At 71.5% G+C, this 12541-nt stretch carries 8 protein-coding genes; 7 read left to right on the top strand and 1 reads right to left on the bottom strand.

Annotated elements, in window-relative coordinates:
- From TsocGM_RS11680 to TsocGM_RS11670, 3 genes are all read left to right on the top strand, one after another.
- On the top strand, positions 1-1110 hold the full coding sequence (locus TsocGM_RS11680; RefSeq protein WP_126725553.1) for an ABC transporter permease: 1110 nt from the start codon (positions 1-3) through the stop codon (positions 1108-1110).
- A 335-nt stretch (positions 1111-1445) separates the two neighbouring features.
- Positions 1446-2543, top strand: coding sequence for a DSD1 family PLP-dependent enzyme (locus TsocGM_RS11675; RefSeq protein ID WP_126725552.1), 1098 nt, complete (start codon positions 1446-1448; stop codon positions 2541-2543).
- 272 nt (positions 2544-2815) lie between these two features.
- Entirely contained in the window at positions 2816-6337 is a 3522-nt protein-coding gene (locus tag TsocGM_RS11670; RefSeq protein WP_126725551.1) for a Calx-beta domain-containing protein, read from the top strand.
- A 109-nt stretch (positions 6338-6446) separates the two neighbouring features.
- Here TsocGM_RS11670 and TsocGM_RS11665 read toward each other — a convergent pair whose 3' ends face one another.
- Entirely contained in the window at positions 6447-7814 is a 1368-nt protein-coding gene (locus TsocGM_RS11665) for a hypothetical protein (RefSeq protein ID WP_126725550.1), read from the bottom strand.
- Between the two features lie 445 nt (positions 7815-8259).
- Here TsocGM_RS11665 and TsocGM_RS11660 point away from each other — a divergent pair, with 445 nt between their 5' ends.
- The 4 genes from TsocGM_RS11660 to TsocGM_RS11650 are packed head-to-tail and all read left to right on the top strand — an operon-like array spanning position 8260 to position 12086.
- Complete coding sequence (locus TsocGM_RS11660) at positions 8260-9393, top strand: glycosyltransferase family 2 protein (protein ID WP_233578765.1); 1134 nt, start codon at positions 8260-8262, stop codon at positions 9391-9393.
- Entirely contained in the window at positions 9366-10247 is an 882-nt protein-coding gene (locus TsocGM_RS25995) for a hypothetical protein (RefSeq protein WP_158633508.1), read from the top strand. Before TsocGM_RS11660 ends, TsocGM_RS25995 begins: the two co-directional genes overlap by 28 nt.
- On the top strand, positions 10247-11431 hold the full coding sequence (locus TsocGM_RS11655; protein WP_158633507.1) for a glycosyltransferase family 4 protein: 1185 nt from the start codon (positions 10247-10249) through the stop codon (positions 11429-11431). The genes TsocGM_RS25995 and TsocGM_RS11655 overlap by 1 nt, the downstream gene beginning before the upstream one ends.
- Before the next feature lies 1 nt (position 11432).
- The gene (locus tag TsocGM_RS11650; protein ID WP_126725547.1) at positions 11433-12086 is read left to right on the top strand and encodes a hypothetical protein; all 654 of its coding nucleotides are present in this window, start codon (positions 11433-11435) and stop codon (positions 12084-12086) included.
- Positions 12087-12541: the final 455 nt, after the last annotated feature.

The following is a 12541-nucleotide window of genomic DNA, read 5'->3' as shown; positions in this document are numbered from 1 at the left end:
ATGATCGGCCGCATCCGCCACCTGATCGTCAAGGAGCTTCTCGCCGTCTGGCGAGACAGGAAGAGCCGAGCCATCCTCGTCGTCCCGCCGATGATCCAGTTCTTCGTCTTCACCTTCGCCGCCACCCAGGAGGTGAAGGACGTGCCGATCGCCGTGCTGAACGAGGACTCCGGCACCTACGCCCGCGACCTCGTCGCCCGGATCACCGGTTCGCCGAACTTCTCCCGGGTCGACTTCCTCCGCTCCGACGCCGAGGTGGCACCGGCCATCGACTCCCGGCGGGCGCTGATGGTCGTTCGGATCGCTCCCGACTTCTCCCGCAAGGTCGCCGCTGGCCGCCCGGCCGAGGTCCAGCTCCTGCTTGACGGCCGCCGGTCGAACGCCGCGCAGCTTGTCTCCGGCTACACCGGCGAGATCATCTCCTGGTATGAGGCCGAGCTTTCCTCCTCCCGGGGCGGGCCTCCTACTCCGGGGGTGGTCGTCCCCCGCATCTGGTTCAACCCGAACCTCGACCCGAAGTGGAGTACCGTCCCGGCCCTGGTCGCCATCCTGACCACGCTCATGGGCCTGATGATCACCGGCCTCTCGGTCGCCCGGGAGCGCGAACTGGGCACCTTCGACCAGCTCCTTGTCTCCCCGCTTTCCCCCACGGAGATTCTCATCGGCAAGAGCCTGCCGGCACTGCTCATCGGCATGATCGAGGCGACCGGCATGGTCCTGCTGGGCGTCTTTGTCCTCGGCGTGCCGTTCCGGGGGTCGATCCCCCTGCTTTACCTGAGCATGATCGTCTATCTCTCCGCCCTGATCGGCGTCGGGCTCTTTGTCTCCAGCCTCGCGAGGACCCAGCAGCAGGCGATCCTCTATTCCTTCATGTTCATGGTTCCCGCCGTGCTTCTCTCCGGGTTCGCCTCCCCCGTGGAGAACATGCCCGACTGGCTCCAGACGGTCACCCTCGCGAACCCGGTTCGGCACTTCATGATCATCCTCAAGGGCCTCTTCCTGAAGGGCCTGCCCGCCGCCGAGGTGGCTCGCAAGCTCGTCCCGCTCGTTCTGATCGCCGCGGTCACCCTCTCGGCGTCAAGCTGGCTGTTCCGCCGCCGCATGGAATAGCTCGATCAGGGGAGCCGGCCCTCGACGCTGGGCCCTCGGCCCGCGGGAATGGATCGGGCCTCAGAGGTTGCCTCCCCGCCGCCAATCGGCCCATCGGGACACAGATCGCCCCGTCTTGTGCCGGGCCTTCGAGTCGCTGGCGATCGGTCATCCCAGGGCTCGTCCTGCTCTCTCCGCGATCCGAGCCGGTCCGGCCCCGGAGCCGCGTCGCGACGATGGCCGGCGCCGGCTCCTCCTGGTATCATCGGGCCTCCCGGGGCGATCGGCCGCCCCGAGGGCCAGCCCGGCTGCCGTCGGCCGGGGCGTCCGAGCGTGACCAGGCCGAGGGTTTCCCCATGCTCCTGAGCCCGATCGGGCTGGCGGTCGATCAGCTCGACACCCCCGCGCTGCTGCTGGACCTCGACGCCTTCGAGGCCAACGTCCGCACCATGGCCGACCACTTCCGCTCCCGGTCGGTTTCCTGGCGGCCGCACGCCAAGGCGTTCAAGAGCCCGGCGATCGCCCATGCCCTGGCTCGAGCCGGCGCCATCGGAGTCACGGTCGCCAAGGTTTCCGAGGCCGAGGTCATGGCCGGGGCCGGCATCCGGGACATCCTGGTCGCCCACCTGGTCGTCGGCCCGTCCAAGGTCGCCCGCCTGGCCGCCCTCCAGCGCCAGGCCGAGGTCAAGGCGACCGTCGACCATCCCGATCACCTTGCCCCCATGGCCGCCGCCGCTCGGGAGGCCGGGGTCGAGGTCGGCGTGCTCGTCGATGTGGATCTCGGCATGGGGCGCAACGGCGTCCGATCGGTCGACGACGCGGTCTCCCTCTCCCGTCGCGTCGCCGACACTCCCGGTCTCCGTTTCGACGGCCTGATGGGATACGAGGGGCACACCCTCTTCATCCCCGACCAGCACACGAAGCGACTCGCCATCGGCGAGGCCATCGGCCGGCTCGTCGAGGCGAAGGAGGCGGTCGAGGAGGCGGGCCTCCCCTGCCGGATTGTCTCGGCCGGTGGGACCGGGTCGTATCAGTACACCGCCGACATTCCCGGCCTGACCGAGCTTCAGGCCGGCGGCGGCGTCTTCGCCTGCCGGTATTACACCGAGGTCTGCCGGGTCGTCGGCCACCGCCCGGCCATCAGCGTGCTCGCCACCGTCGTCGGCCGGCCGACTCCCAGCCTGGCGATCCTCGATATCGGCCGCAAGTCGATCAGCGACTACCAGACGCCTCCCGTCCTGCTCGACTATCCCTCGAGCACGGTCATCGGCCTCTCCGCCGAGCACGTCAAGGTTGAACTCGGCGCCGACGACCGGCTCTCCATCGGCGACCGCGTCCGAGTCGTCCCCGGCTACAGCGATTTCACCTTCGTGCTGCACGACCGCATCCTCGCCTGCCGAGGGGGCCGGGTCGAGGCGGTCTGGCCCCTGCTCGGCCGAGGCATGCTCCAGTAACCTTCCCCGCCGAGTCGCCGGGGCCGATCCCGCTCAATCGTGCTCACCCGGCGGCCGTCTCGAATCGGGTCGGGTTCCTTCGGTTGCTCGCGTCGTTGAACTCCGAGCGAAGATGACGGATCGGCCGGACGAATCGGCCGGGCCGATCGGGGACCGCCTCTCCCGCCGCGCCCCTCGGCGATTGCCGGGTTAAGCTTGCTCGGTCGGAGTCCGGTATCCAGGCCGGCGGCAAACTCCCGTCGGCGGGAAGTCGAGACGGACGGAGAGGCGACATGATCGGCCAGGCCGGCGGCGGGACGGTGCGCCGACGCTCATTCCGACCCGGGGTGGAACGCGTCGAGCCCCGGCAATTGCTCGCGAACTTCCTCGTCACCCGGACCGCCGACGCCGGGCCCGGGACGCTCCGTCAGGCGATCCTCGAGGCCAACGCCAACCCCGGGCCCGACTTCATCGAGTTCAACCTACCCACGTCGACCTCTCCCTCCCTCGACGTGCCCGCCCCCGGCTTCGATCCCCGCACCCAGACCTGGCGGATCCTGCTCCAGAGCCCGCTGCCCACCATCACCGACCAGGTCACCATCGACGGCTTCTCCCAGGCCGACGTCCCCGTCGCCTTCCGCTACCCCGACGACACGGACGAGCCCACGCTCTTTCAGACGGTGCCGAATTCCGTCCCCGCCCGGGACGGCAACAACGCCCAGATCCGCGTCATCATCGACGGCAGCGGCATCGACCGAGGCGCCTTCCCGCAGCCCGTCGGCTTTGTCCTCGACTCCTCCCATTCCGACCTTCGCGGCTTCATCATCGACGGGTTCGCCACCGGCGTGCTCGTCCCCCGCCGCGAGAACATTGGGAATCGGATCCAGGGCAACAGCATTGGCGGCCACTTCCTCTACCCGGTCGACCTCACCACGGGCGATCCCCTGCCCGCGCCGGGGAATGTTGCCTTCACCGGGGTCGGCATCAGTGGAGACGCCGTCGTCCTCTACGGCACGAACACGACCTTCGGCGGTTTCAATCCGCAGGAGAACAACACCGTCACCCTGGCCAGCGGCCGGGGCGTCTGGCTCACCCCGGGTTCCGAGGGGAACCAGCTGTTCGGCAACCAGATCGGCGTGATCGGCCCATCGACCAACGGCCTCTACGTCCAGGCGGGCAACGGTCAGGAGGGCGTGCTCATCGAATCGGCCCCCGGCCAGCTCTCCTCCAGCCACGCCATCGGCGGGCCGGTGTCGGGTTCGGGCAACGTGATCTCCGCGAACCAGGGAGACGGCATCCGGCTCGTCGGCGAGGGGGCGACTCGCAATCGGATCGAGGGGAACTTCATCGGTGCCGCCCCGGGAGGGGGCTACATCTTCGGCACCGGCGACCCCGGCAACCGGGGCGACGGCGTCTTCCTCGACAACGCCCCCTCCAACCGCATCGGAGCGCAGGACGAGAACCGGCGCAACGTCATCTCCGCCAATGAGGGGGTCGGCGTCCGGCTCGCGGGCCCGACGGCCTCGGGCAACATCCTCGCCGGCAACTTCATTGGCCTGACGTCCGGCGGTAATGCGGCCCTGAGCAACGCGGCCGAGGGGGTTCGCATCGAATCCCCGGCCTCGGCCAACACCGTCGGCGGCGGCAACGTCATCTCCGCCAACCTGCGGGGCATCTCGATCGTCGGCCCCGAGGCCACCGGGAACCTCATCGCCGACAACTTCATCGGCAGCGACGCCGCCGGGCTGGGCGACCTCGGCAACGCCTTCGAGGGGGTCCGGATCGACAACGCCCCGAGGAACTCCGTCGTCGGCGACGGCAACGGCTCGCAGCTCCTCTCGGGCAACAACGTCGGCCTCGCCCTGATCGGCTCCTCGGCCTCGGGAACGCTCGTCGCCGGGAACTTCGTCGGCACCGATACGTCCGGCTCGTTCGAGCTGAACAACTCGCTCCAGGGCATCCTCCTCTCCGACGCCCCGGACAACACCATCGGCGGCACCTCGACCGCCTCCCGGAACCTCATCTCCTCGAACCACTGGGGCGTGGAACTCGTCGGCGAGGGCACCACCGGCAACCTCGTTCAGGGGAACATTATCGGCACCGACCTGTCCCAGCAGGTCCCCTTCAGCAACGAGATCGACGGCATCCTGATCCGCCTCGGCGCCTCTCGGAACACCATTGGCGGCGACTCTCCCGAGGCCGGCAACGTGGTCGCCTTCAGCCGACGGGACGGCGTCCGCCTGGAGGACGCCAGCATCGAGAACGCCATTCTCACTAACAGCATTTACGACAACGCTGGGCTTGGCATCCACCTCGTCCCTCCCTCCTCCGGGACCGGCCCGAACCTGCTCCGGCCGGCGCCGACGATTGATCGGGTTCGCAGTTCGGTCGGCTTCACGAACATCGTCGGCTCGCTTCAGAGCGTTCCCTCGACCGTCTTCCGCATCCAGTTCTTCGCCAATCCGACGCTGGACCCCTCCGGCTTCGGCGAGGGCCGCCGCTACCTCGGCGAGACGACCGCGACGACGAACGCCGACGGCCTCGCCACCTTCGCCGCCGACGTCCCCGGCGCCGTCAACCCCGGCGAGTTCGTCACCGCCACCGCGACCGACCCCCTGGGCAACACCTCCGAGTTCTCTCGGGGGGTGGCCGAGGAGCTCGGCACCGTTCAGTTCGCCATGACCGAGTTCTCGGTCGACGAGGCGGGCGGCCAGGCGACCATCGTCGTCACCCGGGTCGGCGGCAGCGGCGGCCAGGCGACCGTCATGTACGCCACCCAGGGAGGCACGGCCACCCCGGGCGTCGACTACACGCCGGTCATGGGCACCTTGACCTTCGACGTCGGCGTCAACGTCCAGACCTTCACCGTTCCCATCCTCGCCGATGACCTCGGCGAGGCTGCCGAAACGGTCGGCCTGATCCTCTCCGATCCGGCCGGCGGGGCCACCCTGGGCACTCCGGCCACCGCCACGCTCCGCATCATCGACGACGACCAGCCCGGCCTCGTCTCCTTCTCGATGACCACCTTCGAGGCCGGCGAGCAGGCCGGGCAGGCGATCATCACCGTGGTCCGGAGCGCCGGGGGCGGTTCCGTCTCCGTCCCCTACTTCACCGGCAGCGGAACCGCCGTGCCCGGGGTCGACTATGTCCCCGTCTCCGGCATCCTGACCTTTGGCCCGGGCCAGACGGTGCAGACCTTCGCGGTGCCGCTGCTGCCGACGCCCTCGTCGAAGGAGTCCCCGGTCGTCGGCCTGTTCCTCGGCGACCCCTCCGGAGGGGCGGAACTCGGCACCCCCTCGTCGGCGATTCTCCAGATCGTCAACCTCGATGTCCCTCAGATCACCTCCCTCTCCGCCACCGCCGACCGCCGCGGCATCCTCCGGATCGTGCTCGGGTTCGACCGCGACATGATCCCCTCCCGGGCCGAGGACCTGCGCAACTACGGCTACAGCGTCCAGGTCCCCGGGCACAACCGGCGGATCGGCACCCGGCAGGATCTGCTGATCCCCCTCTCCTCGGTCCGGTACGACGCCGCGACCCGCACCGTCACCCTCACCACCCGGCGGCCGATCCGGCCGCTCTCCTCGGTGCTCGTCCAGGTCAATCAGGTCACGGACGTGCCCGGCGCTGGCGTCGGCGTGGCCGACGAGCAGGGCACCCTGCTCGACGGCAACTACGACGGACTCCCCGGCGGCAGCTACGCCCAGGTCTTCCGGTCCCCCCGGCCGACCCCGACCCTGCCCTCCCCCTTCTCGGGACGACTCGGCCTGCTCCGAGCCGGTCGGCTCGGCGTCGGGCGTCCCCGCTCCTCTTGATCCGGGAGGGCCGGATCGACCCGACCTGACCCGCGCCGACCCGAATCGACCCGACCCCGGGGCCGGCGCGATCCCGGCCTGACGGCCCGCCATCTTCGAGAGCCGAGGGTCAGGACGGCGGGGCCTGGGGGATCAGGGCGTTCAGGTTGCCCAGCGGAATGACCTGGGTGTAGGTCACGGCCGAGCCGAACGCCATGCCAGTGCCGAAGCCGTAGGCGCCTCCCAGCGTGATGAGGTCCCCGCCGAGCCTCGGGGAGCGTGAGGCGGTGATCTCGCCCGAGACGACGGAGCCGACGTAGGTCCCCTCCACAACCCGGAGCCCGTTCAACTGCTCCAGGCTCGTCGCGTTGCTCAACTCGAGCCGGACGTCGCCGCCCACGGTGTCGGTGGCGAACCCGGCGGGGGCGTCCAGCAGCGGGCCCCGGGCCGAGAGGATCAGACCGTAGTCGCCGTTGGCCGCGACCACGAACCCGGCGTCGATTCTGCCGGGAAAGACCTGCGAGGACTGCGGATCGGTCACCTGTTCGGCTGCGAACAGCGGCAGGCCCGCCTGCTGGGGAGAGGTCACCCCCACCAGATCCCGAACCGCTCCGGTGGTCACCTGGACCGTACTGCCGAGGGTCGCCCCTCCCAGCAGGTTCGGCTCGGTCGCCAAGGGGACCGAGGGTGTGAAGATCCCCTCGGCCTGAAGCCGATCCACCTCGGTCAAGAAATGCGTCACCCCGTCCTTGATCCCCTCGGTCTGGGCCGAGGAGAGATCGAAGGCGCCGCGCTCGACGGCGACCCGGAACAGCCTCAGGTAGTTCGCCGTCACCCCCGGCGGCACGACCTGGCGATCCCCCAGCGCCCGGGCGAGTCGAAGGCCGCGGACAACCGCCGGAGTGTTCGGCCCTCGCCGTTGGAGGCCCGTCAGCAACGCCTGCGAGAGCACCGGGCCGGTTGGCTCGTAGACCGGAGCCAGTGTCCCGACCGGGCTCGTCACCGGAAGCTGCACCGGCTCCTCGGGCTCGTCGGGGGCGAGGGGGTCGGGAGGGAGGTGCGGTCCGGGAGTCTCCACGGGGGGATCGGGCATGAAGAGGACGTCATAGCCGAGCAACTCCCGGGTCGCTGGGGAGTTGAGCAGCGTGTAGGTGTCGGCGGAGCCGAGCAGGCCGTTGATGACCGGCTGCGACACGACGCGCTGCGCGATGATCGCCCGCATGCCGGCCCCCCGGGTCGCGGCCTGGGCCCGAATCGGCTCCATCGTCTCCGGGCCGAGCAGGAGCGAGAGATATCGGTTGACCTGGGGCGTGGCCGGCGTCACCGTCGGCGTCTGCCGGATCCTCGGGCGGATCGCGGCCGGTTCTAGGAACGGGCCGAGCTTGCCGCCGGCGATCGGCAGGTCGGAGAGTAGGACCCGGCCGTCGAGGGGCTCGACGGTGGGACGGAGCGTGCGGTGCGGACCTCGGACCCGTTTCGATCCTGGCCAGTTTGCCATCGCCGTGCTTCCTCCTCGTCCGAGATCATCGCCCCGATCGCGAGCCGTGCTTTGGAAAACCTATCGACCCGCCCTCGCATCGACCTTGACCCCCCTTGCTTGACCGATCCGACCCGAGCGACCGGGGAATCGACGGGGGCCGGCCTTCCCGGGGCGTCCCGGAGGACTCGGGAAGGTCGGGCCGATCGGCGTCGAACCGCGTTGACAGTCCGGGCGATCCCGGTTAAGGTCCCCCTCGCACGTCGAGGCCAGCGCGGCCGGACGGGCGCAATCGAAGACACACCAACACGATCGGCCCCAGCGCCCCCTTCGATCGTCGCGGGCCCCGGAGCGGGTTCGGGCGGCCCCACGGACGGGGCGGCATTCCGGCCCGAGCCGAGGTGACGGGCGAGGGCACGTCATGGAAGATCACCCCGCCGGTCCGGCATGCCCGGAGCCCCGGGGGTTGCCGTCGCTGTCGGTGGTCGTCCCCGTCCGAGACGGTGGCGACGCCTTCCGGCGGTGCCTCCGGGCGCTCCGAGAGACGACCGGGGCGGACTTCGAACTGATCGTCGTCGACGACGCCTCCCGGGACGACTCGGCCGCGATCGCCGAGGACGCCGGGGCCGTCGTCGTCCACCACGACCGGCCGCTCGGGCCGGCCGCGGCCCGCAATCACGGGGCGAGGGCCGCCTCGGCGCCGATCGTCTTCTTCCTGGACGCCGATGTCGCCGTCTCCCCCGATGCGCCGGCCCGCGTGCTGGCCCGGTTCGCCGCCGACCCCGGCCTGGCCGCCCTCTTCGGCTCCTACGACGCCGAACCGACCGCCCCGGGCCTGGTCAGCCGGTTCCGCAACCTGCTGCACCACTACACGCATCAGGTCGGCCCGTTCCGGGACGACGCGCGGCCCGCCCACACCTTCTGGACCGGCTGCGGCGCCATCCGCCGCGACGTGTTCTTGGCCCTCGGCGGCTTCGACCCGCAGTTGTACCGCCGTCCGGCCATCGAGGACATCGAGTTCGGCTACCGCCTCACCCGGGCCGGACACCGGATCGAGCTGGTCCGCACCCTCCAGGTCACCCACCTGAAGCGCTGGACCCTCGGGGAGGTTGTCCGCACCGACATCTTCCGGCGCGGGGTGCCCTGGACCGTCCTGATGCTGCGGTCGAAGGTGGCCGAGTCGGACTTGAACGTCAGTGCCAGCCAGCGGGCGAGCGTCGCGGCGACGGCCCTGACCGGGCTCGGGGGCTTGCTGGCCCCGATCGAGCCGAAGGCCCTGTCTCTGCTGGCGATCGGCCCGGCGTCGGTGGTGCTGCTGAACGCCGGGTTCTACCGCTTCCTGGCCCGCCGGCTCGGGCCGATCGGGGCGGCGGCGAGCCTGCCGCTGCACTTGCTCTACTTCTGCTGCTGCGGGCTGTCGGTGGCGATCGGCCTAGGGCTGTACCTGGCCCAGCGGCGCTGCCGGCAGCCGATCGCCGACCGCCAGCCCCTTCGCCCCCGGCCCGACACCGCCGGGGCGACGGCCCCCGGGCCGCACAGCCTCCCGTCCCCCTGCCCTGGGAGTCGCCGCGAATGGTCCCGGATCGAGACGCTCCCCTGATCCCCACCCTCGCCGCCTGCCCGCCTGGCCTCGGGATTCCGGGAGCGACGGTGGCCGTCGTCCGCTCCGACAACCGCCGGGGGGCCGTCGCCGAGGCCCTCGCCCTGCTCGACGCCGAGATCCGGGCGGCGGCGGTCGGATCGGCCGTCGTGCTCCCGGTCCTGGGTCGGGGGCGTCGCGATTCGGCCGACCCGGGGGCGCTCTCCGCCCTGCTCGACCTGCTCCTCTGGGTCGGCCTTGGGCCGGTCGCCGTCGCCTCGGGGCACCCCGAGGCGGCCCGACGGTTCGATCGCTTCGGGATCGCCCGGGAGTGCTGGGGGAGGCCCGTCTCGCTGGTCGACCTGGGCCGGGACGAGGAGGACTGGGAGCGGCTCCGCCTCGAGGGAGGGGAGACGCTCCGGCTCTCCCGCCTCGTCACGAGGTCGGGGTTCCGGGTCGCCCTCGCTCCGCTGTCGGCGCTGGGCCGAGGGCCGAGCGTCTTCCTGGCCCCCCGGGAGGCGGTCCACCCCGACGACCGCCCGTCGGCGGTCGACAGCGTCCTGAGCACCCACGCCGGCCCGGTCCTGAGCGTCGTCGAGGGGCCGATCGGCCTCCGGGGGAGGTCGGTCGTGGCCATCGCCGGGCTGAACCCGGTCGCGGTCGACGACACGGCGGCCCGCCTGCTCGAGGCCGGTCCAAGATGGCCCTGGCGGCCGGACCGGCGCTCCAGGATCGGCCTGGGGACTCGCGACTCGGGCGGGATCGCGATCGTCGGCGACGCGGTCGGGCCGATCCGGCCGACGGGGACTCGGACGGCACCGGCGCCGGGGATCCGGGTCGACCCCGCCCATGCGAACCCTGGGGGGGAGGCCTGATGCGGATCGGCTTCGACGGCGGCAGCCTGGCCAACCGCCGCGGCTTCGGAAGGTTCGCCCGGTCGCTGCTGGAGGCGCTGGCGCGGGTCGAGCCGGCCCCGGAGGTCGTGGTCCTCGTCGACCGGCCGTCGCTGGACTCGGTCCAGGTCCCGGGCCGGTTCGAGACGGTGGTGGTGCCCGTGCGGGAGGCCCCGAGCACGGCGGCGTCGGCCTCGGGCCGGAGACGGCTGGGGGACCTGCTCGCCTTCGGCCGGGCGGCGGCCGGGGCCAGGCTCGACGCGATGGTCTTCCCCTCCTCGTACAGCTTCTTCCCGGTCTGGGACTCGGGGAAGGTCGTGGTGACGATCTTCGATGCGTTGCCGCTGATCTATCCCGACCTCGTCTTCCCCGGCCGTCGGGGCCGCGTCCTCTGGACGATCAAGGAACGCCTGGCCGTGCGGGCGGCCGACCGGATCCTGACGACCTCCGACGCCTCCCGGCGCGACCTGATCGCCCACTACCGCCTCGCTCCCGGGAGGGTCGGGCTGATCGGCGCCGCCCCGGACCCCGTCTTCCGGCCGACCGAGGCCGGGCCGCGGTCGGACGCGGTGCTCTCGAAGTATGGGCTCCGTCCCGGCGGTCGGTTCCTGCTCTACGTGGGCGGTCTGAGCCCGCACAAGAACCTGCCCAGGATGATCGGCGCCTTCTCCCGGGCGGCCCCGGAGGAGGTCCGGCTGGTGATCGTCGGCGACTTCGGCGATGTCTTCCACACCCACGTCCCCGAGCTGAGGGCCGAGGCCGACCGGCTGGGGGTGTCGGGCCGGATCACGTTCACCGGCTTCGTGCCGGACGAGGACCTGGTCTACCTCTACGGCCGGGCGGAGGCCCTGGTGCAGCCGTCGCTGCTGGAGGGGTTCGGGCTGCCTCCGGTCGAGGCGATGGCCTGCGGGACCCCCGTGCTGGCCAGCGACGCCGGCTCGCTGCCGGAGGTTGTGGGGGAGGCGGGGCTGTTCTTCGACCCCACCGACCCGGCCGACATCGCCGGTGCGATCGCCGCGTTGCTGGAGGATCGCGCCGTCCGAGACCGGCTCGCCGCCGCCGCCTCGATCCGGTCGGCCTGCTTCTCGTGGGACGCCGCCGCCCGGCAACTGCTCGGCCACCTCGACGAGATCGCCGCCCCCCACTGCCCCTCCGAGGCCGCCTGACATGACCCTCTGCCTCGTCTGCCGGAGCTTCGGCCCCCCCTGCCCCTCCTCGCTCCTCGCGATCGACCTGGCCGGGCTGGGGACCGAGGTCCACGTGATCCTCGCCCCTGATTCGGCTTCGGAGGGCCTCGTCCCCGAGGGGATCGCCAGCGGCCCCCACCTCCCGACCGTGCATCGCCTGCCAACCCCCCCGCCGAGCGGGAGGTTCTGGTCGAGAGCCGGTCGGGCCCGCCGGGCGGCCATTGCCGAGGCGATCCGGAGGCTCTCGCCGGCCGTGGTCCACTTCGCCGAGGGGATCGACCCCCGCGTGGCCGTGCCGGTCGGGACGGTGGTTCTCCTCGACCCGCGGGTCTCCCCGCCCCCGACCGGCGCCGATGCCGCCGTCCTGCCCGACGGCCGGATGATCGATCGGCTCGGCCTCCCGGTCCCCCACCCCGGCGTCCCTCCGAGGCCGACCGGCGGGCCGGTCGACGACGGGCTCGACCCGGCGATGTCCCGTTCCCAATGGCGGGCCCTGACCTACCTCGCCTCGGTCGACGAGCTGAGCCGGACCCGTCGCGTCCGGATCGACCGCCCGCACCCGACGTTCACGCCCCCGAGGCGACTCTCCCGGCAACCGGCCCTGCTTCGGGGAGCCGTCGGCCTCCCCGCCTGACCTGGCCGTCGGGAGGGGATCCCGCCCCGGACTCGGGCGGGAGTCGGACCCGGTGCGCGTCCCGGTGCGCGTCCCGGTGCGCTGCCGAGAACGGCCTGGTGCGCGTCCCGGCGCGCTGCCGAGAACGGCCTGGTGCGCGTCCCGGTGCGCTGGGGTCGGGCGACGATCGAAGGCCGGAACGTTTGGCGGATCTCTTGATTGTCAAACGGTTTGCCGTTCATCTTCCGGTGCCGGTTCGAGGGGACCGATCCCGTCGAATTGAAACTATGAGAGGGGAGGTCGAGCCGACGGGGCCCGGGGCCCCGAGCCGGTGGAAGACTGGAGGTGTAGAACCGAACTCCTGCCCCACCGAACCGGAGGACTCCCGTGCACCACGTCGGCATCGACCTCCACAAGAAGACCATCGTCCTGTGCGTCCTCGACGATCAGCTCAAGGTCGTCGCCCGACGCAGCTT

The organism is Tautonia sociabilis (assembly GCF_003977685.1).
Taxonomy (GTDB): domain Bacteria; phylum Planctomycetota; class Planctomycetia; order Isosphaerales; family Isosphaeraceae; genus Tautonia; species Tautonia sociabilis.
Note: the sequence above shows the minus strand (reverse complement) of the source record. Positions and strands in the feature narration are given on the sequence as shown.

What these genes read in the sequence shown, in the direction of transcription:
- TsocGM_RS11680 (WP_126725553.1), top strand. Translation starts at nt 1, where the DNA reads ATGATCGGCCGCATCCGCCACCTGATCGTCAAGGAGCTTCTCGCCGTC.
- TsocGM_RS11675 (WP_126725552.1), top strand. Translation starts at nt 1,446, where the DNA reads ATGCTCCTGAGCCCGATCGGGCTGGCGGTCGATCAGCTCGACACCCCC.
- TsocGM_RS11670 (WP_126725551.1), top strand. Translation starts at nt 2,816, where the DNA reads ATGATCGGCCAGGCCGGCGGCGGGACGGTGCGCCGACGCTCATTCCGA.
- TsocGM_RS11665 (WP_126725550.1), bottom strand. Translation starts at nt 7,814, where the DNA reads ATGGCAAACTGGCCAGGATCGAAACGGGTCCGAGGTCCGCACCGCACG.
- TsocGM_RS25995 (WP_158633508.1), top strand. Translation starts at nt 9,366, where the DNA reads ATGGTCCCGGATCGAGACGCTCCCCTGATCCCCACCCTCGCCGCCTGC.
- TsocGM_RS11655 (WP_158633507.1), top strand. Translation starts at nt 10,247, where the DNA reads ATGCGGATCGGCTTCGACGGCGGCAGCCTGGCCAACCGCCGCGGCTTC.
- TsocGM_RS11650 (WP_126725547.1), top strand. Translation starts at nt 11,433, where the DNA reads ATGACCCTCTGCCTCGTCTGCCGGAGCTTCGGCCCCCCCTGCCCCTCC.